Source organism: Arthrobacter sp. 001422645 (assembly GCF_059816125.1).
In genome coordinates, this window is the sequence record NZ_JCBANT010000006.1 from 131886 (window position 1) to 158001 (window position 26116).

Consider the following 26116-nt stretch of genomic DNA (forward strand, 5'->3'; position numbering starts at 1 on the left):
GCCTACGGCGAATATCACCTGCGCGTCTGCGATTCCCGGCGCTTCATTCCATGCGTGGCCCGGGTCCTTGGACGTAGGGTGAAGGGATGAATAGCTTCGAGGTAGACCCCGCGGAAACGGGCGACGTGCCCGAGCCGGAACGGCTGCTGCAGCCTGTACCCGAGGGCCAGCGCGTCACGGTGCTGCTCGCGGCCTTCGAAGGATGGAACGACGCCGGGGAAGCGGCCAGTGATGCCTTGCGCTACCTGAACAAGCTCTGGGGCGGCAAGAAGGTCGGGTCCATCGACGCCGACGAATACTACGATTTCCAGTTCACCCGGCCCACGATCCGCCGCACGGCAACCGGTGAGAGGAAGATCAAGTGGCCCTCCACCCGGATCTTCAAAGCCAGTGTTCCCGACTCCAACGTGGACGTCATCTTCGTTCAGGGCACCGAACCGTCTTATAAGTGGCGGGCGTACACCGCCGAACTGCTGGTCCATGCCGAGGCGCTCCATGTGGACTACGTGATCCTGGTCGGTGCCCTCCTGGCTGACGTGCCGCACAGCCGGCCGATTCCGGTGAGTTCCTCCACCGATGACCCTGCGCTGCGCGAGCGGATGGACCTTGAGGCGTCGCAGTACGAGGGTCCGGTGGGGATCGTCGGGGTACTCGCCGAGGTCGCGCTGCTGGCTGGCCTGCCCACGGTCTCGCTCTGGGCCGCCGTGCCGCACTATGTCGCCCAGGCGCCCTCCCCCAAGGCCCAGCTGGCGCTCCTGCACCGGATTGAGGAGCTGCTGCAGGTTCCGCTCGACACGCAGGACCTTGTCGAGGAGTCGGACGCGTGGGAGCGCGGCGTGGATGAGCTGGCCACCGAAGACCCCGAGATCGCGGCGTACGTGCGCCAGCTGGAGGAAGCGAAGGACACCGCCGACCTCCCGGAGGCCAGCGGCGAGTCGATCGCCCGGGAATTCGAGCGCTACCTCAAGCGCCGCGGCAAGGACAAACCCTAGGGTTCAACGCTCGGGTCCGACGCCCTGGTGTTCAACGCCTAGGGAACGACCCCCGCAGAGTTCCACCCCCCGTAGGGTTCGACGCCCTAGAGTTCAACGCCGAGCAGCGCGTTGACGGCGTCGCTGACCAGCGCGGCGTCTGTGGCATCGGGTGCCGCGGCGCGGCCGTCCGCGAGGGCCGCCCGGGCCCACTCATCGACGGCGGCGACGGCCCCGGGGGCGTTCAGGTCGTTGGACAGCTCAGCCCGCATCCGTGACACCAGCCCGGCTGCTGAGCCGCCGGGGGCCGCGGCGAGGGCTGCCCGCCATACGCGGAGCCGCTCCTTGGCCTCGGCGAACCCGGCCTCGGTCCAGGACCAGTCGCTGCGGTAGTGGTGGGCCAGGATGGCCAGCCGGATTGCTGCCGGTTCCTCGCCGGCGGCGCGGAGCCTGGAGACGAGGACCAGGTTTCCCTTGGACTTGCTCATCTTTTCCCCGTCGAGCCCCACCATGCCGGCGTGCGCGAAGTGTTGGGCCAGCGGCACGCCGGACAGCGAATAGGCGTGCCCGGCGCCCATCTCGTGGTGCGGGAAAATGAGGTCCGAGCCGCCGCCCTGCACCGTGAACGGTGCGGGCAGGTACTGCTGGGCTATGACGGTGCATTCGATGTGCCAGCCGGGCCGGCCCTCCCCCAGTTCGCCGCCGGGCCAGCTGGGTTCGCCCTCGCGGGCCACCCGCCAGAGCAGGGGATCCAGCGCCTGGCGTTTGCCGGCGCGGCCGGGATCGCCGCCGCGTTCGGCGAAGAGCTCCAGCATCTCGGCGTCGGACAATCCGGAGATGGCGCCGAGGGTCCAGGCGTCGGTGGCCTCGGCGGAGTGTTTGCCGGCGGCCTCGACGTCGTAATAGACGTCGCCGTCGGGCTCGCCGTCGGAGCCGGCCACCCGGTACGCGAGGCCGCGTTCCACGAGCTGTTCGATCGCGGGCACAATCATGGGTACGGCTTCGACGGCGCCCACATAGTGGTCCGGGGCGAGGACGTTGAGGGCTTCCATGTCCGTCTGGAAGAGCTCGATCTGGCTGGCGGCGAGGTCGCGCCAGTCCACGCCGGTCGCCGTCGCTCGTTCCAGCAGGGGGTCGTCGACGTCGGTGACGTTCTGCACGTAGGAGACCTGTTGCCTGCCGTCCCGCCAGGCTCGGTTGAGCAGGTCGAAGGCGACGTAGCTGGCCGCGTGGCCCATATGGGTGGCGTCATACGGGGTGATGCCGCAGACGTACATGGACTGTTCGCCCGCTGCGCCGAGGGTGACCATACTGCCCTTGGCAGTGTCGAAGAGGCGGAGGGCAGGCATGCTGCCGGGGAGCTGGGGAACGGGGCGGGAGATCCAAGACTTCACAGCCCAAGCCTAGTGCTACGCGCTGATGACGTTGAAACCGAGGAGCAGGTACAGGGCCAGGCCGAGGAGAATCCGGTACCAGACGAAAAGCCGGTAGCTGTGCGTCGAGACGTACTTCAGGAACCAGCCGATGATGATGTACCCCACCACGAAGGCAACGGCCGTGGCGAGGGCCGTTTCCGGGAGGCTGTACGGTCCGGTGACGCCATCCTGGGAGACCACCTTGTAAAGCTGGTACAGGCCGCTGCCGAACACGGCCGGGATCGCGAGCAGGAAGGAATAGCGGGCGGCCGCTTCGCGGGTGTAGCCCATCAGCAGCCCCGCGGTGATGGTGCCGCCGGAGCGGGAGACCCCGGGGATCAGGGCCAGGGCCTGCGCCAGGCCGTAGAGAATGCCGTGCTTGTAGGTCAGCTTGGTCAGGTCGCGGTCCTGGCGTCCGACGGCGTCGGCGACGGCAAGGATCATGCCGAAGACGATCAGCATGGTGGCGACGATCCAAAGGCTGCGTAGCACGGATTCGATCTGGTCCTGGAACAGCAGCCCCAGGACGATGATCGGCAGGCTGCCCAGTATCACCAGCCAGCCCATCCGGGCGTCCGGGTCCTGCCGGGAGACTTTGCCGGTCAGTGATCCGGCCCAGGCTTTGACAATCCGCACAATGTCGCGCCAGAAGTACACCACCACGGCGGTTTCCGTGCCGAGCTGCGTGATGGCGGTAAACGCGGCCCCGGGATCCGCCGCGTTCGGGAGGAAAGAGCCAACAATCCGCAGATGGGCACTCGAGGAAATTGGGAGGAATTCAGTCAGTCCCTGCACAAGGCCTAGAAAGGCCGCTTCAAACCAGTTCACGTAGATAGACCCTACGTCATGAAGCATTCCGAATCCCCGTAAGCTAGCTGACATGCAGCAGCGTTATGTCGGCAACAGTGGGTTGCGTGTGTCCTCCGTTTCCCTCGGCACCCTGTCCTGGGCCCGGGAAACCGATGAGCAGGATGCCTCGGCCCTGCTCCGTACCTTTGTGGACGGCGGCGGAACCCTGATCGACACGGCCGCGTCCTACGGCGACGGCCAGGCGGAGGCAATGCTGGGCGGAATGCTGGGCGACGTCGTCGCCCGTTCCGAGGTGGTCATCTCCACCAAAGCGGGACTTGCGACGTCGGATGGCCGGCGCAGCGTCGACACCTCCCGGAACGGGATGCTCTCCGGCCTGGACGCCAGCCTTGCCCGGCTCGGCACCGACTACGTGGACCTCTGGTTCGCGCATGCCTGGGACCCCAACGTCCCGCTGGAGGAGACCCTGTCCGCGCTCGAATTCGCCGTGCGCACGGGCCGCGCCCGCTACGCGGGTGTGTCCAACTTCAACAGCTGGCAGACGGCGAAGGCCGCCGCCGTCGCGGGTTTTCCGCTGGTCGCGAACCAGTCGGAATACTCCCTCCTGCACCGCTCCCCCGAAACTGAACTGGTCCCCGCCATCGAGGACGCAGGCCTGGGCCTGATGGCGTGGGGGCCGCTGGGGCGCGGGGTGTTGAGCGGCAAGTACCGCGGCCATATCCCTGCGGATTCGCGGGCGGCGCAAGCGCGGCTGGCCGGCTATGTGGAACCGTACCTTGAGGGTGCTGCGTCCAGCGTGGTGGAGGCCGTGGCGATGGCGGCGAAAGGCTTGGGGCGGACGTCCCTGGACGTTTCGCTGAGCTGGCTGCTGTCACAGCCCGGCGTCGCGACGGCGATTGTGGGGGCGCGTACGCCGGTGCAGCTCAAGGAGATTATGGATTCAACGCTGGCGCCGCTCCCGCCGCAGATCGCCCAGGCCCTGGAGGACGTGTCAAACCCCGCCTGACCGGACTATTTGGCTGGCCTCACGGCCGGACTTAGTCCTGGAGGATCTCGAGGTCTTCCTCGTCGTCGACGTCCTCGTCCTCATCCTCGTCGCTGTCGTCATCGATCACTTCAAGCGGCGTCACTTCGCCGTACGCTTCGTAGAGCGAGTCGTCGTAGACTTCAAAGGCATCAGCAACGGCGAAGAACGCTGCCTCGACCGCCGGATCCCCGGCCCCCCGGCGCGCCGACGCGGCGGCGAGGTGTTCTTCCAGGGCAGACGTCAGGGACTGAAGCGCGACACGCGGATCGATGCTCATGACTTCACGTTAGCCGGAAAAGGAAGAAAATGGAGAGCAATGAAGGAACATTTTCTCAGCAGTTCAGTCCGGCGGGAACGGGACTATGTGAGGCAGTACGAGTACCTCGTACTGACGGTAAGTCCTGAGGATTCCCTGCCCGAGGCGCGCCGCCGCCTGGTGGAGCACTCCGAGTACGGCAAGTGGGAACTGGAGCGCAGTGTGCTGTATCTGGGCGGCGGACGCCGCTTCTGGCTGCGCCGACGGGTTACCCAGGTCCAGAGGACCGTTTAAGGGTTCTGGAGTACAGAGGACCGTTTAGGGGTTCTGGAGTCCAGAGGACCGTTTAGGGGTTCTGGACTCCAGCGTTTACGCCGTTTCGAGGGGTCCCAACCACGCGTTGGCCACTGTGTTGTGCGCCGACTCGTCGTCTGAGGGGTGGAACATTCCTGCCAGCACGTCGCGGTACAGCCGCTCCAGCTCCGAGCCGCGGAAGTAGCTGGAGCCCCCGGAGACCCGGATGGCCAGGTCCACGACGGTGCGGGCCGTCTCCGTCGCTCTGACTTTCAGCCCCACCAGCTTCGGGAACCACTGGCCGCCATGTTCGGCGAGTGCGTCGACGTCGGCGGCGACGCCCGACAGTTGCGGATACAGGGCGTCCATCGCCATCGCCGCGTCGGCCACCTTCCAGCGGATGTCCGGATCCTGGGCATAGCTGCGCCCGCCGTTCTTGAACGAAGTCCGGCCCTTCACGGCCTCAACGCCGAGGGTCAGGGCCCGTTCGCCGATGCCCGTGTACACGGCGGCCAGCAGCGTCTCGAAGCAGGCGAAGATGGCGAAGATCAGCGGATCCGCGTTCGGGCCGACCGGCAGCTTCCGGAAAATCCGCTCGGCGGGCACCACCGCCCCGTCCAGGACCGTAGTGTTCGACTGGCTGGCGCGCATGCCCAGGGTGTCCCAGTCGGCCAGGATCTCGTAGCCGGGGGTATCCCTGGTGATGAAGCCGTGGACCAGCTGCCCCTCGCCGTCGCCGGCCGAGGTGTCCTTGCCGAATATCCCCAGCCGGGTCCACGCCGGTGAGAGGCTCGTGAAGATCTTGCGGCCGGTGAACGCGTAGCCGCCGCCTGAGTCCGGCACGGCCGTGGTGCGGGAGTCGAAGAGCACCGAGTCGTTCCCCGCCTCCGAGTTGCCGAACGCGAAGATTTCGCCCTGCGCGGCCTCCTTGAGGACAAAATCCAGTGAGGCGTCGCCGCGGGCGGCCAGGACATGCGCGACGCCGGTCCACACCAGGTGCACGTTGATGGCCAGTGCGGAGGCCGGGGCCGCCGTCGCCAGCCGGCGCTGCAGCTGCGCTGCCGCCGCGAGCCCGAGTCCCAGCCCGCCGTCGGCCGCCGGGACGAAGATCTTCAGATAGCCGGCCGCGGCCAGCTCCTCAAGATCCTCGTGGAAGAAGGCGTTGTCCCGGTCATAACCCGCCGCGCGCCCCCGGATCCGTTCGAGCAGGTCATCGGGCAGGACTTCAGACAGGGCGTCGGGCAAGGCTGCGGGCAAGGCCGCAGGCAGGGAATCGTCAGGGCTCATGTGTGGTGTCTACCGGGCCTTAGTAGTTGGTGAGCAGGGTGTCCAGCACGCGTGCACCGAACTTCAGGGATTCGGTGGGGACGCGTTCGTCCACTCCGTGGAACATCCCCGTGAAGTCCAGTTCGTCCGGGAGCTGGAGCGGGGCGAAGCCGTAGCCGGTGATGCCCAGACGGCTGAGGGACTTGTTGTCCGTGCCGCCGGAGAGTGTGTAGGGCAGGACCTTGGCTCCCGGGTCCTCGGCGTGCAGGGCGTCGATCATGGAGTCCACGAGATTCCCGGCGAACGGAACCTCGAGGGAGACGTCGTTGTGGACGTAGCTGACGTCCACGCCGGTGCCGGCGAGTTCGCGGACGATCTCGAGGACGTGCTCCTCCTGGCCGGGCAGGGTCCGGCAGTCGATGAGGGCCTCCGCCGATTCGGGGATCACATTGTGCTTGTAGCCGCCCTTGAGCAGCGTGGGGTTGGTGGTGTTCTGCAAGGTGGCGCCGACAAACCGGGCCACCGTGCCGAGCTCCTTGAGGATCTTGTCGGGATCGTCGGGATCGAATTCCACACCCGTGAGTTCCGTCACGCCGTCGAGGAACTGCCGGGTGGTGGGGGTCAGCTCCACCGGCCAGCGGTATTCCCCGATGCGGGAGACCGCACTGGCCAGCCGCGTAACGGCGTTGTCGGTGTTGATCTGGGAGCCGTGCCCGGCGCGGCCGTGGGCGACGAGCCGGAGCCAGGACAGTCCCTTCTCGGCGGTCTGCAGCAGGTAGGTGCGCTGGCCGCCGATGGTGGCGGAGAAGCCGCCGACCTCGGAAATGGCCTCGGTGGCGCCGTCGAAGAGCTCGGGGCGCTTCTCGATCGCGTAGCGGGCGCCGTAGGTGCCGCCGGCTTCCTCGTCGGCGAAGAACGCGAAGATCAGGTCCCGTTTGGGTTTGCGGCCGGTGCGGGCAAAGTTCCTGAGGACGGCGAGAATCATGGCGTCCATGTCCTTCATGTCCACGGCGCCGCGGCCCCAGATCATGCCGTCCTTGAGTTCGGCGCCGAAGGGATCCACCGACCACTGGTCGCGGAGTGCAGGGACGACATCCAGGTGTCCGTGGACCACCAGGGCGCTGGCGGACGGGTCCTCGCCGGCCAGCCTGGTCACCACGCTGGCGCGGCCCGGGGCGGACTCGAAGATTTCGGCATCCAGTCCCACTTCCGTCATCAGCCCCGCGGTGTATTCGGCAGCCGCCCGCTCCCCCGGGCCGGACCCGTCTCCATAGTTGGAGGTGTCGATCCGGATCAGTTCCTGGCAGATTCTGACGACTTCGTCCTCGGGCCTGATGTCAGTCATGTGTAACTCCTCGTGGCGTCGGCTCTGTTGCTGGCTTCAGCCTACCCACACCACCCCGCCGGACCCCGATTATTTGTTTCCGGAAAAGTCGTGCTAGAGTCTTTCTCGCTGCTTCGGAGAAATCCAAAACGCTGAAAGGCGAAATGGTTCACCGAATACCACCTGCGCGGGTGGCGGAATGGCAGACGCGCTAGCTTGAGGTGCTAGTCCTCGAAAGGGGGTGGGGGTTCAAGTCCCCCTCCGCGCACAACAGGAAAAGGCCCTGGAATCCCATGGATTCCGGGGCCTTTTTCGCGTGCCCGATAACCCGGTGCAGCCAGGTCATTCGCTGCTGGAACTCGGTTCCGGCCACTTCCACCGGCCGTCCGGCATGATCTTGTACACCACGGCGCCGAAGAGCAGATCGCTGGTTCCGGCAGGATTGCCGCCGTGCCGGACGTATTCTTCCTTGACCCTTCGTCCGCGGCGCTGCATGGCAGTCACACACCACCACAGGCCCGCAAGGCCGCCCAGTGCGATGAGGCCCATGAGCGCGTAGCCGTCCTCGACGCCGGCGCAGGCACCCACGACGAAGGTGAGGCCTCCGCCGACGGCTGCGCACACCGCACCCTGGAGCACCACAGTGAGCCACAGTGACGCATTAGGGGGTCGGTTCTCGATCCCGTAGAGGTATTCCTCGAGTTGTTGGGTGAGGCGCTGGTTGAGGTCGTCGAGGGGGTTCACAGGGTTTTTCCTATCGGCTCGGGGAATACTTCATCCGGCGGTACGCACCACGAGACGTATACATCTTCTGTTGGGTGGTCATCCCGCGGGGCCAGCTCTGGCTGCGGCAGCAGTTGTCGAAGTCTAGCCAGTCGTCAGGGCCCGGTGCGATTCCGGCAAAAGCAGAAGGCCCCGCAGACTGATTTGGGCAGTCGGCAGGGCCTTCGACTTTTGGTGCTTCGTGCGGGATCAGCTTGCTGTCCCTGCAGCCGGGCTACCAGCCATGCTGGTCGAAACGCTGCCCGGCCGGCTTGGCTTCCATCACCATAAAGACGAGCAGGATGATGCCGCCCACGAACGGTACGAAACCGAGGAGCAGCATCCAGCCGCTGAAGTTCGCATCGTGGAGCCGCCGGACCGAGAGGGCCAGGGACGGAACGATGACCGCAATGAACCAGATGGCGGCGAGGATGAGCCCGATCACCATCCCGGGGCCGGGGACGCTGGTGCCATCGGCTCCCACTTCGGCGCCGGCGGCACCGCCCACGAGCATTATGACGTTCAGTACGGCGGAGACGATGAAGGAGACCAGCACCCACCACCAGTATTCGCTCCGGCTGGCCCGCCCGGAGAATGTGGCGTACTTCTTGAAGAACCGGCGGACGGCTGCCGGGAACGGTGCCCCGTAGTACGGCGCCCAGAGTGGCGGTTCGCCGCCCTGCCAGACCGGTTGCCCGGATTGCTGCTGAGTCTGTTGCGGATATTGCGGATAGCTCACGGTGATTCCCCCATGGTGTCAGTGTGATGAAACGAGGTCATCGTATACGGACACCCGCGGGCGGGTCATTGATTTGGCGAAAACTCTTTGCCTTGAGCTAACGCGTCCGGGTGCAGCGCTGACCGGATCGTGCCGACAAGTGAACGGAATCCCGGATCGGACTGCAGCCCGTCCAGCAGGACGGGTCCCCCGGGGCCGGCGAGCGGTATGCGCCAGTTGGGGTATTCCGTGCTGGTGCCGGGCTGGTTCTGCGTCCGGGTTTCGCCCACCGCATCCACCAGCGCGACACCCAGCAGCGACGACGGCGTCAGAGTGGTGAAGGCGTAGAGCGCCTCCACCGTGCGCTGGACATCCCGGTGCCCCGGCTCCGGCAGGAGGCCGCGATCGTGCAGGAGGCGGAGCACGGCTTCCTGCTCCGCGGCAGCTTCGGCGCGCTCCTCGTGCACCGGACGCTGCAGCAGCCCCAGGGATTCGCGGAGGGTGACGTGCTCGCCGGCCAGATACCCTGCCGTCGGGGGCAGGTCGTGGGTGTTGACGCTGGTCAGGCACTGCTGCCGGTATCGCTCCGGCGGGATCGGACCGTCGGCGTCGTGCTCGAACCAAAGAATCGAGGTGCCGAAGATCCCGCGCTCGGCAAGATAGTCCCGGACCCACGGCTCGAACACGCCAAGGTCCTCGCCGATCACGATCGCGCCTGCCCGCTGCGCTTCCAGCGCCAGGATGCCGATGAGCGCCTCGTGGTCGTAGTAGACGTAGGTGCCCTCCCCCGGCCCGGCACCCTCAGGAATCCACCACAGCCGGAACAGCCCCAGAATATGGTCCACCCGGATCCCGCCGGCATGGCGCAGCACCGTGCGGAGCATGTCCCGGTAGGCGGCATAACCCGATTCGGCGAGCCGGCCGGGGTGCCAGGGCGGTTGGGTCCAGTTCTGGCCCTGCTGGTTGAACATGTCCGGCGGCGCACCCACCGAGACGTTCCGGGCCAGGACCCGCGCCAGCGACCAGTCGTCGGCACCGCCCGGCTTCACGCCCACGGCAAGGTCGTGGATGACGCCGATTTCCATGCCCGCCCTGCGGGCCGAGCGCTGGGCGGCCTCGAGCTGCTGGTCGCAGAGCCACTGCAGCCAGCGGTGGAACTCGATGCGGCCTGCCAGCAGCGCGCGCTGCTCCCGGCAATAGGCGGTCTCCGGCGAGGAGGCCTCCACCGCCCACTGGGGAGCGTCGGGGGCCAGCTTCTCGGCCAGGGCGCACCACAGGGCGAAGTCGTCGAGCCCCTTCCCCTCCCGGGCGCAGAAGTCAGCGAACGCGAGCGAGCGGGCGGGGTCGCGCGGAACGCCGAACAGCAACTCCAGGGCAGCCAGTTTGGCATTGTAGCTGGAGTTCCGGTCCAGCAGCCCGGTGGAGTGGTTGGCGGAGTGCTGTTGGGCGGCCAGCCGTTCCACCTCGGCGCGGTCGGCCGGGCCGAGGTAGCCGTATTCGGGGATCTCCTCCACGCGCAGGTAGAGCGGATTGACGTACCGCCTGGTGGTGGGCAGGTAGGGCGAGTCCTCGACGGGAGGCCGGGGCTCGGCGGCGTGCAGCGGGTTGACCAGCAGGAAGCCGGCGCCCTCCTGCCCGGTCATGGCGGCGAGATCGGCCAGGTCGGTGAAGTCACCGATGCCCCACGACCGGGAGGACCGCACGGAATAGAGCTGCGCGGTCAGGCCCCAGTTCCGCCGTCCGGCGAGCGCCTCGGTGGTGTGGAGCCTCCGCGGCGTGACAATGAGCGGGCATTGGGCCACCGTGCCCTCGTTGTCCGCCACCAGGGTGTGCCACCCCAGGGGCACCCGGTCCGGAACCGCGAAGGTCGCCTGGCCGGTGAGGACGCCGTCGACGTCGACCGGCGCGTCCCAGTTGTCCCGCTGCGTTGCCTCGTACCTGGTGCCGTCCTCGGCGACGATCCAGACGCGGACGGCGCTTCCGTGCTGCACATGGACATTGACGTGGAGTTCCTGCCCCTCCCGCGCGACGGCGACCGGCGGCAGCAGGCGCCGCCACGGCGCCAGCCGGGCCTCGGTCAGGGACCGTTCCGTCGCGTCCGCGTCCCCGGCCGGGACACCCAGCGCGGCGAGAACCGCGCGCAAGGTCCTCTCCGGGACGGACCGTTCGACGCCGTCCCACCCCCAGTAGGTGGTCCCTACGCCGTGGGCGGCCGCAAGCTCCTTGAGCAGTGCGGCTGCGCGAGGAGCAGTGTCAGGGTGCATGCCATCAGCCATGGGGCAACTCTAAACGCTGCCCCCGGGCCCCGTCCCGTGTCGGTGGACGTGGGTTTCGCCCACCAGTTCCTGCAGGCCCTCAACGGCGCGCGCCAGCGAGAGCTCCGGGGAGGCGACGATGAACGGCAGCAGGAGCCGGTTCTCTTTCTCCAGGTGCAGGGCGAAGATGTCCCGGAGCGAGCCGGCGGCCACGGCGGCGTCCACCCCGGTGGATCCCCGCAGGTCCTCGACCAGTCCGACGACTACCTGGTGCTCGGCGAGCATCCCCTCCACGAGCAGCCGGCCTTGCGGCAGGTTCCCTGCCCCTGTGTACAGCGGACCCTCCTCGGCGAGCGCATGGGGGACGAGTTCGGTCTCGCACCACTCCACCAGCACCTCGTGGGCGTCGTGTTCCGCCACAGTGTCGCCGGTCCTGACGCCGCGCGGACCAGTGTCGCCGTCAGCGCGCTGAGGCGCTTGAGCATACTCGCATGGTGCTGTTCCACCGCCGCGAAGGCCGCGGCGTCGTCATCGGCGTTCTTGTTGACGGTGCCGGCCGCTGGCTGGTCCATGACGTCTCCTGGGACTGTGGAATTGGGGGCTTCCGCGCTCTCTTCCCCACTGTACGGCGGAGATTCCCCGGGCACCGGGGCCTTTCGGCCCAACCAGATGGTGCCGGCCGCCGCGGATTCCGCCGCCGGTTTCAGGCTTGGGGGTTTCGACGCCGGCTGGCGCGTCGCGCTAGCCTTGCAGCCTATGGTCGACGTCGAACGGTTCCGGACTCTCCTTCAGGAGGAGCGCCGCCGCAAACTTGAACTCCTGCCCGCGCTGCGCCGGGACATCACGGCGGTGAACGCCGCCCGGCAGGATTCCAATGTCGATGACGAACACGATCCCGAGGGCTCAACGATCGCTTTTGAGCTCTCCCAGGCTTCCGCCCTGATGGACCAGAGCCGGCAGGGCCTGGCGCACATTGAGGCAGCCCTGGCACGGATCGACGCCGGCACCTACGGAATCTGCTCCGTGTGCGGGGAAGGGATCGCGGAGGGACGGCTGGAAGCCAGGCCCTGGACACCGTATTGCATCCGGCACAGTGCCGGCCCGGCAGGACCTACTCCTCGGGGCAGGGCATGACCGACGCAGCCGGGGCCTGGTGGGACCGGATTGCCGCCGGATTCACCCAGTCCCCCGTCCCCCACGTCACCGGCACCGAACTCGCCCTGGTGGTGCTCCTCGCCGTCGTTCTCTCCCTGCCGCGGGTGACCTGGCGGTACTTCGGGTTGCTGGCCACGGTGACGCACGAGCTCGGCCACGCCTTCGCGGCGCTGATGACCGGGCAGCGCGTGGGCGGGATCCGTCTGGGCCTGGACCATTCGGGCACCACCACCACCTACAGCCGGCGACCCCTGGCAGCCGTCTGGTCCACCTTCTGGGGCTACCCGGTGCCAGCCGTGGTCGGGGCCGCCATGGTCTGGAGCGGCTTCAACGGCTGGGGTCCGGCAGCCATGTCGCTGGGCACCCTCATCCTGCTGGCCTCGTTCCTCTTCATCCGCAACGGCATCGGGCTGCTGATCACCGCCGGTGCGGTCCTGGCAGCGGCCCTGCTTGTGCAGTTTGTCCCGCCCGAATTCAACGGCCACGTCATGATCGTGCTTGGCCTGGCACTCCTCGTCGCGGCCGTCCGGGACCTCGGCAAGCTCGCCACCGTGCACCTGAAGCGGCGGGACCGGCTGGCGACGTCGGACGCGTACCTGCTGCACCGGTCCACCCGCATCCCCGCGGCCGTCTGGATCGTGCTGTTCGCCGTGGTGGTCGGCGCGGCCTGGTGGGTCGCCTGGCAGCCCCTGTCCCAGGTCCTCGCGGCAGGACTGCCGCCGCAGTGGCAGGGCGTACCATTGCACGCCACCGGCGGCACCCCGGCATAGGCTGGGACCATGAGTACAACACACACGGACGATCCGGGATTCAGCACCAAGGGCGCCTATGTCACCGGCGGCGAGGAGTTCACCCGCGACACTAACTACATCGAGGACCGGATCACCCGCGACGGCGCCCCCGGCCGGAACGGTGAGCCCGGCTGGCCGGTTGAGCCGGGGCGGTACCGGCTGATCGCGGCCCGCGCCTGCCCGTGGGCCAACAGGACCGTGATCGTACGGCGGCTGCTTGGCCTCGAGGACGCCATCTCCCTCGGCCAGCCCGGCCCCACCCACGATGCGCGCTCGTGGACCTTTGACCTGGACCCGGGTGGCAAGGATCCGGTGCTCGGCATCGAGCGGATCCAAGAGGCATACTTCCGCCGGTTCCCGGACTATCCCCGCGGCATCACCGTCCCGGCCCTTGTCGACGTCGCCAGCGGACAGGTAGTGACCAACAACTTCCCGCAAATCACCCTGGACTTCTCCACCGAGTGGGCCGAGCACCACCGGCCGGGCGCGCCGGACCTGTACCCGGAAGCGCTGCGCGGGGAGATCGACACCGTCAACAAGAGGGTCTTCACCGAAGTGAACAACGGGGTGTACCGCTGCGGCTTCGCCGGCTCGCAGGAAGCGTACGACGCCGCCTACCACCGGCTCTGGACCGCCTTGGACTGGCTGGAAGAGCGACTTACGGGCCAGCGCTACCTCGTGGGCGACACAATCACCGAAGCCGACGTCCGCCTCTTCACGACGCTGGCCCGGTTCGATGCCGTCTACCACGGTCACTTCAAGTGCAACCGGCAGAAGCTCAGTGAGATGCCTGCTCTGTGGGCCTACGCCCGCGATCTCTTCCAGACCCCCGGATTCGGTGACACCACCGACTTCGTGCAGATCAAGCAGCACTACTACATCGTCCACGAGGACATTAACCCCACCGGGATCGTTCCCGCGGGACCAGCGCTCGACGGTTGGCTGACTGACCACGGCCGCGAAGCCCTCGGCGGCCGTCCCTTCGGCGACGGAACACCTCCGGGCCCGGTACGTGCCGGCGAAGAAGTGGCCCCCGGACACGGCGCAGGCTAACGGATGGGGTCGTCGACAACATCGCTCTCCAGCGGGTTTGCCACCGCGGAATTCACGGACGTCCGCACCCTGTTCGACGCCTTCCTGGCCGAGGATCCGGACTATAGCTCCCAGCTGACGGTCTACCGCCACGGGGTGAAGGTGCTCGAGCTCATCGGCGGTCCGCAGCTGACTCATGGTGACATCACCGGCACTTACTCGTGTTCAAAAGGTGCGGCAGCTTTCGTGATGGCCCTGCTGCTGCAGGACGGGACGTTGGACCTTGACCGGACAATGTCCTCTTACTGGCCGGAATTCGGTGCCCACGGTAAAAACAGGATCAGTGTCAGGCAGGCGTTGTCGCATCAGGCGGGCGTGCCCGGCGTCGCGGGCGGGTTTGCCCTGGATGAGTTCACCACTCCGGAGGCGGCCGACAGGCTGGCCGCGGCCGTGCCCCTGTGGCGCCCGGGAACAACGTTCGGCTACCACGCCCTGACAATGGGAATCCTCATGGAGGAGCTCTGCCGACGGGTGACCGATTCCTCCCTGCAGGAGTTGTACGATGCGCGCATCCGCCGGCCATTCGGCGTCGACTTCTTCCTCGGGCTGCCCGAGGACCAGGAGCCGCGCTACCGGGAGGTTCTCTATGCGGATGACCCTGACCTCCCGTGGACTGACCCGTTCGGACTGGATGGCCTGAACAGCAACGCACCGGTCAGCACCATTATGGAGCTGCCCAACCACCGCGTCATCCGTGCCGGCGGGATGAGCAGTGCTGGCGGAGTGGGTTCCGCTGACGGTCTTGCCAGGCTCTATGCCGCCGCAACCACGGGAGTCGACGGCTCCGCGCCCTTCCTGACGTCGCAAACAGTGGACGCCATGGCCGAAGAACAGGTCTGGGGCCTGGACCGCGCTTCGGGCCAGGACAACGCGTTCGCCGTCGTATTCATGAAACCGCAGCCCGGCCGGAATTTCGGCAGCCATTGCGCTTTCGGGCATGAGGGAGCCAACGGGGCGCTCGGCTTCGCGGACCCTGCCTACGGTCTCGGATTCGGATATGTTCCCCGCCGGAGTGAAGAAGGCCGCACCCGCGGGCGCGCCCAGCGTCTTTCCGCGGCCGTCCGGCAGGCCGCCGGCGACGCCAGCTAAGGGTTCGTCCAGTTGTCGCAGCAACATCCCCACCCTAGGGTGAACCGGGTGACAACTACAGATGAGGCCACCCACGCCGGACACCCCTCACTCGTCCGGCGGCTCTGGCGGATCGCGGCCAGCAACGTCCGCTCGGCGCTGCTGTGGCCCCGGCTGCAGCTGGCCCTCAAAGCAGGACTGGCCGCGGGCATCGCGTTCGCCATCGCCCCGTTTATGCCGGGGTCCGCAGCCGACTACCCCTACTACGCTCCGCTGGGCGCCTTGGTGGCGATGTACGAGAACGTCGCCGGTTCCATGAAGCAGGGGGTCCAGACGCTCGCGGGGCTGGCAATCGGCGTCGGCCTGGCCTTTGTGCTGTTCATCCTCGGCAGTCCCACGCCGTTGACGGTCGGTGTGGTGATGGCTTTCGGCGTCATCCTCGCCGGACTCCCGAAGATCGGCGCGGGCCGGGACTGGATCCCGACGGCGGCGCTCCTGGTCCTGCTGGTCGGCGGCCACAATCCGGACCAGTTCTCCTTCGGCTACCTCCTCCAGATGGGCGCCGGGGTGACGGTGGGCGTCCTGGTGAACCTGCTGGTGTTCCCGCCGCTGCACTTCCGCGCCGCGGAGCTCAGCATCGCCGAACTGCGCCTGGCGCTCGCCCAGCAGCTCTGGGACATGGCCAAGGCGCTGAAGGAGAGCTGGCCGCCGGAGCACGAAGACTGGTCAAAACGCTCCGACGGGCTTGAATCGTCCGCACGGTCCGTCCGCCTCGCGGTGGAGAAGGCGGACGCCAGCCGGCGGGCAAACCCCCGGCGCCGGCTCCATCCCCGCGACATCGACGAGGACTACCGCAACCTGCGGGACCTGGAACGGGTGACCTTCCACGTGCAGGACGTGACGCAGGTGCTTTCGGACGTCATCTGGGCCAAGGACACCCCCTTTGTGGTGCCGGATGAATACGCCGCGCCACTCGCCGACGCCATGGCTTCCGTGGGCGACGTCCTGCGTTCGGTCGAGGAGGAAAGCCCGGAGCGGCAGGCCGAGCTGAGCGCTGAGGCCGACGCTGCCGTCAAGGCCCTGACGGCACGGGTCGGCAGCGAGGAAGCTGCCACCGGTGCGCCCAGCGCCGTTGAATCGATTCTGTTGAGCCTCCACCGGATGCTGCGTGTGGTGAAGGAGTCAGCAGACCGGCAGTAGCGGTTCCGGCACCAAAAAACGAGTGGGCGAACAGCCCACAAAACGACGGCGGCGCCTTCCCCTCCCGGAGCGGGCGCCGCCGTCGTCATTCTTTCGGTCGTCATGTTGTCGGCCGGCGCGGCTAGAGCGCGGCAACCGATCCGCTGAAATGCCTGCGCCCGGAACGCGAATTCCAGGCGACATAGTCGGAGCGCTGCCACGCCCCCACGGAGTCCTGTACGGAACTGATATCCAGCGCCACCCGTGCCGGCAGGAATACCGGCGCCTCGAAGGCCACGTCCCAGCTGAAGGCTTCACCCTTCACGGCGCCCACGTCCGCCAGTGCCCTCGACGCGAGATACATCCCGTGCGCGATGGACCGCCGCATGCCCAGGGCCTTGGCCGAGAGGACGCTCAGGTGGATCGGGTTGAAGTCGCCGGACACGGCAGCGTAGGCCCGGCCCGTGTCGACGCCGAGTTGCCACAGTGCGGTGGGATCCGGCGCCGAAAAGTCCGCCGCCGCCGATGCGGCCGTCGGCTTGTCGATGCCGGGCAGGAAAACACCCTTCGCCAGATAGGTCGACACACCTCGCCAGCTCACGGCGTCCTTCCCCGCGCAGCCGACTTCGGTGACGACGTCCAGCTGGGTGCCGGACCGGTGCCCGCGCAGGTTCTCCGTCCATGCCCGGACGTCGAGGGCCTCCGTAAAGCGCAGGGGCGCGGACTGCACCACGCGGTTTTCCAGATGGATCATGCCCAGCAGAGGCAGCGGGAAGTCATCCCGGTTCATCACACTCATGGCCAGCGGGAACGCCAGCGCATGGATGAAGCCGGCGGGCAGCACATCGCTGGCGGTCTCGCCGATCAGGTGCTGGTAGGCCGTGAGGTTCTCCACCGCCGCCTTCACCCCGCGGACCTCGTGCCGTGCCTCCGGGAGACCGTTCCCCGCATGGGTGCCCAAGACCCGGCGGCGGGCGGCGGTGGCGGCCGCGTTGACGTACAGCTTCGACAGCGACGGCATCTCCCCCAGGATGACGGGCCCGGATGGGGTCATGCTCCCACCAGGTTCTGGCCGCACACACGCAGTACCTCGCCGGAGATGCCGCCGGCCGCGTCACTGGCCAGGAACGCGATGGTTTCGGCCACATCGGCGGGCCGGCCGCCCTGCTGCAGGCTGTTGAGCCTGCGGGCGATCTCGCGGGTGGCGAAGGGGATCTTCGCTGTCATCTCGGTCTCGATGAAGCCCGGGGCGACGGCGTTGATGGAACCGCCGTGCACACTGAGCAGAGGAGCCGTGGCCCGGACCATGCCCATCACACCGCCCTTCGAGGCGGCATAGTTGGTCTGGCCGCGGTTTCCGGCGATGCCGCTGGTGGAGGCCACGGAGACGATCCGCGGTGACTCCCGGAAGTGCTCCGAGCCCAGCAGCGCCTCGTTGATCCGCAACTGCGCGGCGATGTTGACCGCGATCACGGAGTCCCAGCGGCTCTGGTCCATATTGGCCAGCAGTTTGTCCCGGGTGATGCCGGCGTTGTGGATCACGATGTCCAAGCGTCCGTGGCGTTCCACGGCGTGGTCGATGATCCGCTGTCCGGCGTCCTCCCGGGTGATGTCCAGCTGCAGGGCGGTGCCGTGCACCTCGTTGGCCACCGCGGCAAGGTGGTCGCCTGCCGCCGGGATATCGACGACGACCACTGTGGCGCCGTCCCGGCGCAGGGTGCGGGCAATCGCGGCGCCGATTCCCCGCGCGGCCCCGGTCACGACTGCGACCTTACCCGCCAGGGGCTTCTCGGCGTCGGCCGGCAGCTGTCCTTCCGCGGAGCTCACGGTGAGGAACTGACCGTCGACGAACGCGGAACGGCCGGAAAGGAAGAACCGGAGGGCACCGAGCGTACTGGGGCTGGTGGTTCCGGCGCCGCCCGCGAGCAGGATGCCGTTGGCGGTGGCACCGGCGCGGAGCTCCTTGGCGAGCGAGCGGAGCAGCCCGTCCACTCCCTGCCGGGCCGCGGCGGAGGCAGGGTCTGCAGCGGCTGGGTCTGCACTGTCGGATGCAGCACGGGAGACGGTGATGACACGGGCATTGGGTGCCAGGTCCCGGAGGGACGTGGCGGCGGTGAGCACGGGCCGCGCGAGGTCCTCGGGGCGGGCCAGTTCGTCAAGCACCACGATGATGGCGCCGAGCTTCTCTTTGGGCACGGCATGCCGGCGCACGTCGAGATCCCAGGCCAGCAGGGTCGAGGCCAGCTCGTCGGCTCCCGTGCCGGTCCCCTGGACCAGTACGGGTCCGGTGATGAGCGGCTGGCCCGGCTTGTGGCGCCTCAACACCACCGGCTGGGGCAGCCCAAGTTTCCGGGCGATGTCCCTGCCCGGGCTGAGGCTCACGAATTGGGTGTATTTGTCGGTCATCGGGTCCCCCTAGTGTGCTTCAAGAATGGCGACGACGCCCTGGCCGCCGGCGGCGCAGATGGAGATGAGGCCGCGGGCCGGACGGCCGTCCACGCGGCCCTTGGCGTGGAGCATTTTCGCAAGCGAAGCGACAATCCGTCCGCCGGTGGCCGCGAAGGGATGGCCCGCCGCGAGCGAGGACCCGTTGACGTTGAGCGTGGAGCGGTCGATGGTGCCGAAGGCCCCGTCCAGCCCCAGCCGGGTGCGGCCGAACTCCTCGTCTTCCCACGCTGCCAGGGTGCTCAGCACGGTGCCGGCGAATGCCTCGTGGATTTCGAAGAAGTCGATGTCGTCGAGGCTGAGCCCGTTGCGGGCCAGCAGGCGCGGCACGGCGAAAGCGGGTGCCATCAGGAGGCCGTCCTTGCCGTGGACAAAGTCGACGGCCGCCGCCTCGCCGTCGAGCACCGTGGCCAGCTTGGGCAGGTCGTGGGCGTCGGCCCACTCCTCCGAGGCGAGCAGCACGGTGGAGGCGCCGTCAGTCAGCGGAGTGGAGTTGCCCGCCGTCATGGTCGCCGCGGAACCCAGGCTCTTGCCAAAAACGGGCTTCAGGGTGGCCAGCTTTTCGAGGCTGGTGTCGGCGCGCAGGTTGGAATCCCGGGTGAGGCCGCGGTACGGGGTGAGCAGGTCATCGAAGAAGCCGCCGTCGTAGGCGGCGGCGAGGTTGCGGTGGCTGTTGAAGGCCAGCTCATCCTGGGCCTCCCGGGTGATCTTCCACTGCGCAGTGGTGAGCGCCTGGTGCTCTCCCATGGACAGGCCGGTGCGCGGTTCGCCGGTGTTGGGGGCATCCGGGGAGAGGTCCTTGGGCCGGAGCCGGCTGAGGACCTGGAGCCGCTGCGGCAGCGTCTTGGCGCGGTTGAGGTCAAGGAGCACCTCGCGCAGGCCCTCGCTCACGGCGATGGGGGCGTCCGAGGCGGAGTCCACGCCGCCGGCGATGGCTGAATCGATCTGGCCGAGCTTGATTTTGTTGGCGAGGCCCAGGACCGTTTCCAGCCCGGTGGCGCACGCCTGCTGCAGATCGTAGGCCGGCGTCTCTGCGGAGAGCGCGGAGCCGAGCACGGCTTCGCGTGTCAGGTTGAAGTCACGGGAGTGTTTGAGCACGGCGCCGGCAGCAACTTCCCCAATGCGCTCGTCCTGCAGCCCGAAACGGGCGATGAGCCCGTCCAGGGCCGCTGTCAGCATGTCCTGGTTGGAGGACTTGGTGTAGGCGCCCCCGGTCCGGGCAAAGGGAATGCGGTTGCCGCCCACGATGACCGCCCTGCGAACCTGCGGAAGGTGTGAAGCGGCCGGTCCGGTTGCTGTGCCTGCGGCCGGTTCTGCCGTTGGCGCGCCGGCGCCTTTGCCTGCCGGGGGCGTCGCTGCGCGGGTCGATTCCTTTGGTCCGGGTGCGGACTGTCCGTTGACGGACATGGGCTGTCTCCTTCGATCAAAGCGGGTTACCGATACCCAGCGTACCTGATACGCTGGGTATCGTGAACATCCCCCAGCCCGGCCTTCCCGGCGGAAGCGCCGCCGACTCCCCCTCTGCCGCCGCCGGCAGTGTGGACGGCCGCGCCTCGCGCTGGCAGTCGCATCGTGAAGAGCGCCGCCGGGAGCTCATCAAGTCGGCCCGGAAGGCCGTGCACGCGCTCGGCAGTGACGCGTCCATGGAGGACATTGCCGCCGCCGCGGGTACCTCGAAATCCGTGTTCTACCGGTACTTCGGGGACAAAGCCGGGCTGCAGCAGGCCGTCGGCGAAGTGGTGCTGAGCCAGATGCAGCGCCGGATCCAGGAAGCCGCGCAGAGCGCACAAACTCCCCGCGAGGGACTGTTCGCCATGGTCTCCGCCTACCTTCAGATGGCTGAGACCAGCCCGAACGTGTACGCCTTCGTGACGCGCTACACCCCCGGCGATACGGGAGCCACCAACGGCACCATCGCCACCGCCGGCGCCCTGGGCCACTTCTTCGCGTCGATCAGCGACATGATCGCCCGCCCCATGCGCAGCCACCTGGGCGACTCGGCGGGGCGCGAGGCCGTGATCGGCTACTGGCCGAACGCGGCGATCGGCCTGGTCCGGAACGCCGGCGAACAATGGCTCGCCAGCCCGGAGTCCCCGTCCAAGCCCGGGCAGGAAGCGATGGCACGCCAGATTACCGACTGGCTGTGCCTCGGCCTCGCCCCCGAGCTGCGCACGGCAGCCCCGAGCCGAGCAACACCGACTTCAGCACCGCCTTTGTCAGAACCAAAGAAGGAATCGACATGACCGAACTTGCAGACCGCCAGTGGGGCGAAGCCCCCGAGAACACCGTCCGCAACACGACAGCCCGCACCGCCGCTTCCCGCCCCGCATCGGCCCCGGCGCCGGCCGCCGCGGGGAGCTCGTCCGGGACGCCGGCCCCCGTGGTCGACGTCGCTGCCCTCGGCGAACTGCTCCTGGGCAAGTGGGCCGAGACCCGCCGTGCCTCCCGGGCGCTCGCCGGCCGGCCGGAGCTGCACAAGACAGAGGGCCTGACCCACACCGAGCACCGCCAGCGTGCATTCGGCCAGCTCAAGATCCTGGTGGAAAACGGCGCGGTGCACCGCGCCTTCCCCGTGTCCGTCGGGGGCGCTGACGAACACGGCGGCAACGTGGCCGGTTTCCAGGAACTCGTCATCGCCGACCCCTCACTGCAGATCAAAGCCGGCGTCCAGTGGGGCCTGTTCGGCTCCGCCGTGAACCACCTCGGCACGGAGGAGCACCACGGGAAATGGCTCCCCGGCATCATGAGCCTGGACATTCCCGGCTGCTTTGCCATGACCGAGACCGGGCACGGCTCGGACGTCGCCAGCATCGCCACCACCGCCACGTATGACCCCGCCACGGAGGAGTTCGTGGTGCACACACCGTTCCGTGCCGCGTGGAAGGACTACATCGGGAACGCCGCCGTGGACGGCCTCGCCGCGGTGGTCTTCGCCCAGCTGGTGACGCAGGGCGTGAACCACGGCGTCCACGCCTTCTACATGGACCTCCGCGATCCCGAAACCAAGGAATTCCTGCCCGGAATCGGCGGCGAGGACGACGGCGTCAAGGGTGGCCTCAACGGCATCGACAACGGCCGGCTGCACTTCACGCACGTCCGGATCCCGCGCACCAACCTGCTGAACCGCTACGGCAACGTCGACGCCGACGGCAGCTACAGGTCCCCCATCGCCAGCCCGGGCCGCCGCTTCTTCACTATGCTCGGCACCCTGGTCCAGGGCCGCGTCTCCCTCGACGGCGCCGCCGTCACCGCGTCGAAGCTGGCTTTGAAGACAGCCATCCAGTACGCCACGGAGCGCCGCCAGTTCAACGCCTCCTCCCAGACCGACGAGGAAGTGCTGCTGGACTACCAGCGGCACCAGCGCCGGCTGTTCACGCGCCTCGCGACGACCTACGCCGCGGGCTTCGCCAGCGAACAGTTGCTGCAGAAGTTCGACGACGTCTTCTCCGGCCGCACGGATACGGATGAGGACCGCCAGGACCTGGAAACCCTCGCGGCGGCGCTCAAGCCGCTCAGCACCTGGCACGCCCTCGACACCCTGCAGGAATGCCGCGAGGCCTGCGGCGGCGCCGGCTTCCTGATCGAGAACCGCTTCGCCTCGCTGCGCGCGGACCTGGACGTCTATGCCACGTTCGAAGGCGACAACACCGTCCTGCTGCAGCTTGTTGCCAAGCGGCTGCTCGCCGACTACGCCAAGGAATTCCGCAGCGTGAACTTCGGTGTGCTGGCCCGCTACGTCGTCGGCCAGGCCACCGACGCCGCCATCCACCGGACCGGCCTGCGCGGGGTGGCGCAGTTCATGGCGGACACCGGTTCGGTGCAGAAAGCTGCCATCGCGATCAAGGACGAAGCGAGCCAGCGCGCGCTGCTGACCGACCGTGTCCAGACCATGGTCGCCGAAGTCGGCTCGGCCCTGAAAGGCGCCGGCAAGCTGCCGCAGCAGCAGGGCGCCGCGCTGTTCAACAGCCACCAGAACGAACTCATCGAAGCCGCCCAGGCGCACGCCGAACTGCTGCAGTGGGAAGCCTTCACGGAAGCGCTGGGGAAGGTCGCGGACCCGGGCACCAAAAAAGTCCTGACTTGGCTTCGCGACCTCTTCGGCCTGTCCCTGATCGAGGAGAACCTGTCCTGGTACCTGATGAACGGCCGCCTCTCGATGCAGCGCGCCCGGACCGTGGGCGACTACATCAACCGGCTGCTGGTGAAAATCCGCCCGCACGCCCTGGACCTGGTGGACGCTTTCGGCTTCGGCCCTGAACATCTCCGTGCCGAGATCGCCACGGGCGCCGAAAAGGTCCGCCAGGACGAGGCCCGCGAGTACTTCCGCCGGCAGCGTGCCAGCGGCGACGCACCGGTGGACGAGAAAATCCTGCTCGCCCGAAAGACCCGCGCTACAAAGGCACAGTGAATCGAAAGCGCCGCGCCTGACCCGGCCGGACAACGACGACGGCGCCGCCCCCAAAGCCGGGGCGGCGCCGTCGTCGTTTGTTGTCTGGAAGCGGCGGGTCAGGAACCCTCGGGGAGCACCGAGCGGTAGACCTCCAGGGTGGTCTCCGTGATCGATTCCCAGGAGAAGTGCTCCTCCGCCCGGCGGCGTCCGGCCTGTCCCATGGCGCGGGCCCTTTCCGGATCGGACACCACCTCGGTCAGGGCAGCGGCGAATTCGGTGACAAACTTCTCCGGGTCCAGCGGAGTGCCGGTCCCGTCCGTGACCTGCTCGATGTCCACCAGCAGGCCGGTCTCACCGTGCTGGACCACCTCGGGGATTCCGCCGGTGGCGCTGGCCACAACGGCGGCGCCGCAGGCCATGGCCTCCAGGTTGACGATTCCGAGCGGTTCGTAGATCGACGGGCAGGCGAACGCTGTGGCGTGGCTGAGGACCTGGATGAGTTCGTTCCGCGGCAGCATCCGCTCCACCAGGATCACACCGCCGCGCTGGGTCTGCAGCTCCTCGATCAGGCGGGCGGTTTCGGCCGCGAGCTCTGGGGTGTCAGCGGCGCCGAGGCACAGCACCAGCTGGACGTCGGCCGGCAGCTTGGCGGCCGCTCGGAGCAGGTAGGGCACACCCTTTTGGCGCGTGTTGCGGCCTACGAAGACCACGCTCGGCCGGTCCGGGTCGATCCCCAGGGCGCGGACGACGTCGTCGCCCTCGTCCCGGTTCCAGAGGCTCACGTCGATCCCGTTGTGGACCACCTTGACCTTGGCGGGGTCAACTTCGGGGTAGCTGCGGAGGATGTCCTGGCGCATGCCCTCGGAGACGGCGATGATCGCGGCCGCGGCCTCGTAGGCGGTTTTTTCCACCCAGGAGGACAGCGCGTAGCCGCCGCCGAGCTGCTCGGCCTTCCACGGACGCAGCGGCTCGAGGCTGTGCGCGCTGAGCACGTGCGGAATGCCGTGCAGCAGCGAGGCGATGTGCCCGGCCATGTTGGCGTACCACGTGTGCGAGTGCACCAGGTCCGCGCCGGCGATGTCCGGAACGATCCGCAGGTCCACACCCAGGGTCTGCACTGCGGCGTTCGCCCCGGAAAGGTCCTCGGGCACGGCGTAGGACGTGACCGTCGCGCCGTGGTACCCCGGTTCACGGGGCGCGCCGAAGGCGCGCACCTGCAGATCCACGTGCTGGGCGAGCACCCGGCTGAGTTCGGCCACGTGGACCCCGGCGCCGCCATAGATTTCGGGCGGGAATTCTTTGGTCACAATGTCTATACGCACAAACCCCAAGGTAGTCGTTACGGTGGAACTGATCTAGTGTGAAGACGTTCGGGCGTGCCGGACTGTTTGGGGAAGTACAAAGGCGTTCAGGAGCGATCACCATGCCGAATAAGAAAGTTCTGGCTATTGTCCTTGCAGGCGGCGAGGGAAACCGGCTCATGCCACTGACGGCGGACCGGGCCAAGCCCGGCGTCCCGTTCGCAGGAAGCTACCGGCTCATTGACTTTGCGTTGTCCAACCTGGTCAATTCCCGCTACTTGCAGATCGTTGTGCTGACGCAATACAAGTCGCACAGCCTGGACCGCCATATTTCTGAGACCTGGCGGATGTCCACCCAGCTGGGCAATTACATCGCCTCCGTCCCTGCGCAGCAGCGTGTGGGCAAGAGCTGGTTCCTCGGCAGCGCCAACGCCATCTACCAGTCCCTGAACCTGATCCATGATGCCAACCCGGACATCGTGGTGGTTGTGGGCGCAGACCACGTCTACCGGATGGACTTTGCCCAGATGGTGGACCAGCACGTCGCCAGCGGCGCCAAGGCCACCGTCGCCGCCGTCCGCCAGCCGCTGCACATGGCCGACCAGTTCGGTGTCATCGAAGTGGACCAGGAAAACCCGGAGAAGATCGCGGCCTTCGTCGAGAAGCCATCCTCCACGCCGGGCCTGGCCGCTGATCCCAGCCAGTTCCTCGCCTCCATGGGCAACTACGTCTTCGACGCCGACGCCCTCGTTGAGGCCCTGCACGTCGACGCCGAGCGCCTGGACACCAAGCACGACATGGGCGGTGACATCATTCCCTACTTCGTGGACAAGGGAGAGGCCGGTGTCTACGACTTCACCCTGAACGAGATCCCCGGCTCCACCGAACGCGACCGCACCTACTGGCGCGACGTCGGCACCATCGACTCGTTCTACGACGCGCACATGGACCTCATCTCGCCCGTGCCGGTGTTCAACCTGTACAACTCCGAATGGCCCATCTACACGCGGCAGAGCATCTCCCCGCCGGCCAAGTTCGTGCGCGGCCAGAAGAACACGGTGGGCACGGCCTTGGATTCGATCGTCGCCAGCGGGGTCGTGATCTCCGGCGGCATCGTGGAAGGCTCCGTGCTGTCCAACGACGTCTACGTCGGTACCTCCAGCCGGGTGCTGGACTCCGTCCTCATGGACAAGGTCAACATCGGTGCGGGGGCCGTCGTCAAGCGCGCCATCATCGACAAGAACGTCAAGGTCCCGGCGGGCGCAGCGATCGGCCTCGACGCCGATCTGGACCGGTCCCGCGGCTTTAAGGTCACCGAATCGGGCATCACTGTCCTGTCGAAGGGGCAGTTCGTGCCCGAACCCGGCGAGCAGGAACGCGCCTTGTCGGCCGCCAACCTGATCCTGGTGCCCGACGCCGTCCGTGCCGCCACGGAGAACTGGCCCGCCATGCGGGAATCGGTGGACAAGGTCGCCGAGGTCCAGGCCGCCGCAGTAGGCGTCCCGGGCGCAGCGTCCCCGAAGGACCGCTGAGCCCGCCGGCCAGCGAGGATTCATAAAGGGCGGGGAGCCCGGTGCCGGCGTCGGACCGGGCTCCC

The 26116-nt window shown here is 67.8% G+C and carries 24 protein-coding genes and 1 tRNA gene; 12 read left to right on the forward strand and 13 right to left on the reverse strand.

What is annotated here, in order from left to right; genetic code table 11:
• Window positions 1–86: 86 nt before the first annotated feature.
• A complete protein-coding gene (locus tag AC6EUH_RS08775; protein ID WP_056429410.1) occupies window positions 87–992 on the forward strand; it encodes a PAC2 family protein in 906 nt (301 codons plus the stop codon).
• 86 nt (window positions 993–1078) lie between these two features.
• On the opposite strand, the gene mshC is transcribed toward AC6EUH_RS08775, so the two are convergent.
• Both mshC and AC6EUH_RS08785 read right to left on the reverse strand, forming a co-directional pair.
• A complete protein-coding gene (gene mshC / locus AC6EUH_RS08780; protein WP_499738386.1) occupies window positions 1079–2365 on the reverse strand; it encodes a cysteine--1-D-myo-inosityl 2-amino-2-deoxy-alpha-D-glucopyranoside ligase in 1287 nt (428 codons plus the stop codon).
• Between the two features lie 15 nt (window positions 2366–2380).
• Entirely contained in the window at window positions 2381–3214 is an 834-nt protein-coding gene (locus tag AC6EUH_RS08785; protein ID WP_499738387.1) for an undecaprenyl-diphosphate phosphatase, read from the reverse strand.
• Window positions 3215–3266: 52 nt separating this feature from the next.
• Between AC6EUH_RS08785 and AC6EUH_RS08790 the strand changes: the two genes are divergently transcribed.
• Window positions 3267–4202, forward strand: coding sequence for an aldo/keto reductase (locus tag AC6EUH_RS08790; RefSeq protein WP_056429405.1), 936 nt, complete (start codon window positions 3267–3269; stop codon window positions 4200–4202).
• A gap of 31 nt (window positions 4203–4233) precedes the next feature.
• Here the strand turns inward: AC6EUH_RS08790 and AC6EUH_RS08795 are convergent, their stop codons facing one another.
• Window positions 4234–4500 carry a hypothetical protein gene (locus tag AC6EUH_RS08795; protein ID WP_056429402.1) on the reverse strand — a complete coding sequence of 89 codons (267 nt, stop codon included), beginning with the start codon at window positions 4498–4500 and terminating at the stop codon, window positions 4234–4236.
• 39 nt (window positions 4501–4539) lie between these two features.
• Between AC6EUH_RS08795 and AC6EUH_RS08800 the strand changes: the two genes are divergently transcribed.
• The gene (locus AC6EUH_RS08800; RefSeq protein WP_024366712.1) at window positions 4540–4773 is read left to right on the forward strand and encodes a DUF5703 family protein; all 234 of its coding nucleotides are present in this window, start codon (window positions 4540–4542) and stop codon (window positions 4771–4773) included.
• 75 nt (window positions 4774–4848) lie between these two features.
• Here AC6EUH_RS08800 and AC6EUH_RS08805 read toward each other — a convergent pair whose 3' ends face one another.
• Both AC6EUH_RS08805 and AC6EUH_RS08810 read right to left on the reverse strand, forming a co-directional pair.
• The gene (locus tag AC6EUH_RS08805) at window positions 4849–6060 is read right to left on the reverse strand and encodes an acyl-CoA dehydrogenase family protein (RefSeq protein ID WP_499738388.1); all 1212 of its coding nucleotides are present in this window, start codon (window positions 6058–6060) and stop codon (window positions 4849–4851) included.
• Between the two features lie 19 nt (window positions 6061–6079).
• Window positions 6080–7384, reverse strand: coding sequence for a M20/M25/M40 family metallo-hydrolase (locus AC6EUH_RS08810; RefSeq protein ID WP_056429397.1), 1305 nt, complete (start codon window positions 7382–7384; stop codon window positions 6080–6082).
• A gap of 164 nt (window positions 7385–7548) precedes the next feature.
• Between AC6EUH_RS08810 and AC6EUH_RS08815 the strand changes: the two genes are divergently transcribed.
• Window positions 7549–7631: transfer RNA gene (locus AC6EUH_RS08815), tRNA-Leu, on the forward strand.
• A 74-nt stretch (window positions 7632–7705) separates the two neighbouring features.
• On the opposite strand, the gene AC6EUH_RS08820 is transcribed toward AC6EUH_RS08815, so the two are convergent.
• The 4 genes from AC6EUH_RS08820 to AC6EUH_RS08835 all read right to left on the reverse strand — a co-directional run bounded on the left by AC6EUH_RS08820 (window position 7706) and on the right by AC6EUH_RS08835 (window position 11518).
• A complete protein-coding gene (locus tag AC6EUH_RS08820; RefSeq protein ID WP_499738389.1) occupies window positions 7706–8107 on the reverse strand; it encodes a hypothetical protein in 402 nt (133 codons plus the stop codon).
• A gap of 253 nt (window positions 8108–8360) precedes the next feature.
• Complete coding sequence (locus AC6EUH_RS08825) at window positions 8361–8864, reverse strand: DUF805 domain-containing protein (protein WP_499738390.1); 504 nt, start codon at window positions 8862–8864, stop codon at window positions 8361–8363.
• Window positions 8865–8929: 65 nt separating this feature from the next.
• Window positions 8930–11119 (reverse strand): 4-alpha-glucanotransferase, encoded by a 2190-nt coding sequence (malQ, locus tag AC6EUH_RS08830; RefSeq protein WP_499738391.1) that lies wholly within the window; start codon window positions 11117–11119, stop codon window positions 8930–8932.
• A 9-nt stretch (window positions 11120–11128) separates the two neighbouring features.
• A complete protein-coding gene (locus tag AC6EUH_RS08835; RefSeq protein WP_499738392.1) occupies window positions 11129–11518 on the reverse strand; it encodes a hemerythrin domain-containing protein in 390 nt (129 codons plus the stop codon).
• A 336-nt stretch (window positions 11519–11854) separates the two neighbouring features.
• On the opposite strand from AC6EUH_RS08835, the gene AC6EUH_RS08840 reads away from it, so the two are divergent.
• The 5 genes from AC6EUH_RS08840 to AC6EUH_RS08860 all read left to right on the forward strand — a co-directional run bounded on the left by AC6EUH_RS08840 (window position 11855) and on the right by AC6EUH_RS08860 (window position 16404).
• Window positions 11855–12232 (forward strand): TraR/DksA family transcriptional regulator, encoded by a 378-nt coding sequence (locus AC6EUH_RS08840; RefSeq protein ID WP_499738415.1) that lies wholly within the window; start codon window positions 11855–11857, stop codon window positions 12230–12232.
• Window positions 12229–13023, forward strand: a complete 795-nt coding sequence (locus AC6EUH_RS08845; protein WP_499738393.1) for a M50 family metallopeptidase — start codon at window positions 12229–12231, stop codon at window positions 13021–13023. The genes AC6EUH_RS08840 and AC6EUH_RS08845 overlap by 4 nt, the downstream gene beginning before the upstream one ends.
• Before the next feature lie 9 nt (window positions 13024–13032).
• The gene (locus tag AC6EUH_RS08850; RefSeq protein ID WP_499738394.1) at window positions 13033–14097 is read left to right on the forward strand and encodes a glutathione S-transferase family protein; all 1065 of its coding nucleotides are present in this window, start codon (window positions 13033–13035) and stop codon (window positions 14095–14097) included.
• A gap of 3 nt (window positions 14098–14100) precedes the next feature.
• Window positions 14101–15225 carry a serine hydrolase domain-containing protein gene (locus tag AC6EUH_RS08855; protein WP_499738395.1) on the forward strand — a complete coding sequence of 375 codons (1125 nt, stop codon included), beginning with the start codon at window positions 14101–14103 and terminating at the stop codon, window positions 15223–15225.
• Window positions 15226–15366: 141 nt separating this feature from the next.
• Window positions 15367–16404, forward strand: a complete 1038-nt coding sequence (locus AC6EUH_RS08860; RefSeq protein ID WP_499738416.1) for an FUSC family protein — start codon at window positions 15367–15369, stop codon at window positions 16402–16404.
• Window positions 16405–16525: 121 nt separating this feature from the next.
• On the opposite strand, the gene AC6EUH_RS08865 is transcribed toward AC6EUH_RS08860, so the two are convergent.
• From AC6EUH_RS08865 to AC6EUH_RS08875, 3 genes are read right to left on the reverse strand one after another with little or no spacing between them, the layout of a single operon-like run.
• A complete protein-coding gene (locus AC6EUH_RS08865; protein ID WP_499738396.1) occupies window positions 16526–17437 on the reverse strand; it encodes a MaoC family dehydratase in 912 nt (303 codons plus the stop codon).
• The gene (locus AC6EUH_RS08870) at window positions 17434–18789 is read right to left on the reverse strand and encodes a 3-oxoacyl-ACP reductase (RefSeq protein WP_499738397.1); all 1356 of its coding nucleotides are present in this window, start codon (window positions 18787–18789) and stop codon (window positions 17434–17436) included. Before AC6EUH_RS08870 ends, AC6EUH_RS08865 begins: the two co-directional genes overlap by 4 nt.
• 9 nt (window positions 18790–18798) lie before the next feature.
• Window positions 18799–20235 carry an acetyl-CoA C-acetyltransferase gene (locus AC6EUH_RS08875; protein WP_499738398.1) on the reverse strand — a complete coding sequence of 479 codons (1437 nt, stop codon included), beginning with the start codon at window positions 20233–20235 and terminating at the stop codon, window positions 18799–18801.
• A gap of 68 nt (window positions 20236–20303) precedes the next feature.
• Between AC6EUH_RS08875 and AC6EUH_RS08880 the strand changes: the two genes are divergently transcribed.
• Both AC6EUH_RS08880 and AC6EUH_RS08885 read left to right on the forward strand, forming a co-directional pair.
• Window positions 20304–21071, forward strand: a complete 768-nt coding sequence (locus AC6EUH_RS08880; protein WP_499738417.1) for a TetR family transcriptional regulator — start codon at window positions 20304–20306, stop codon at window positions 21069–21071.
• A complete protein-coding gene (locus AC6EUH_RS08885; RefSeq protein WP_499738399.1) occupies window positions 21068–23236 on the forward strand; it encodes an acyl-CoA dehydrogenase family protein in 2169 nt (722 codons plus the stop codon). Before AC6EUH_RS08880 ends, AC6EUH_RS08885 begins: the two co-directional genes overlap by 4 nt.
• Before the next feature lie 98 nt (window positions 23237–23334).
• On the opposite strand, the gene glgA is transcribed toward AC6EUH_RS08885, so the two are convergent.
• Complete coding sequence (gene glgA, locus AC6EUH_RS08890; RefSeq protein WP_499738400.1) at window positions 23335–24540, reverse strand: glycogen synthase; 1206 nt, start codon at window positions 24538–24540, stop codon at window positions 23335–23337.
• Window positions 24541–24635: 95 nt separating this feature from the next.
• Here glgA and glgC point away from each other — a divergent pair, with 95 nt between their 5' ends.
• On the forward strand, window positions 24636–26051 hold the full coding sequence (glgC, locus tag AC6EUH_RS08895) for a glucose-1-phosphate adenylyltransferase (protein ID WP_200913041.1): 1416 nt from the start codon (window positions 24636–24638) through the stop codon (window positions 26049–26051).
• Window positions 26052–26116: the final 65 nt, after the last annotated feature.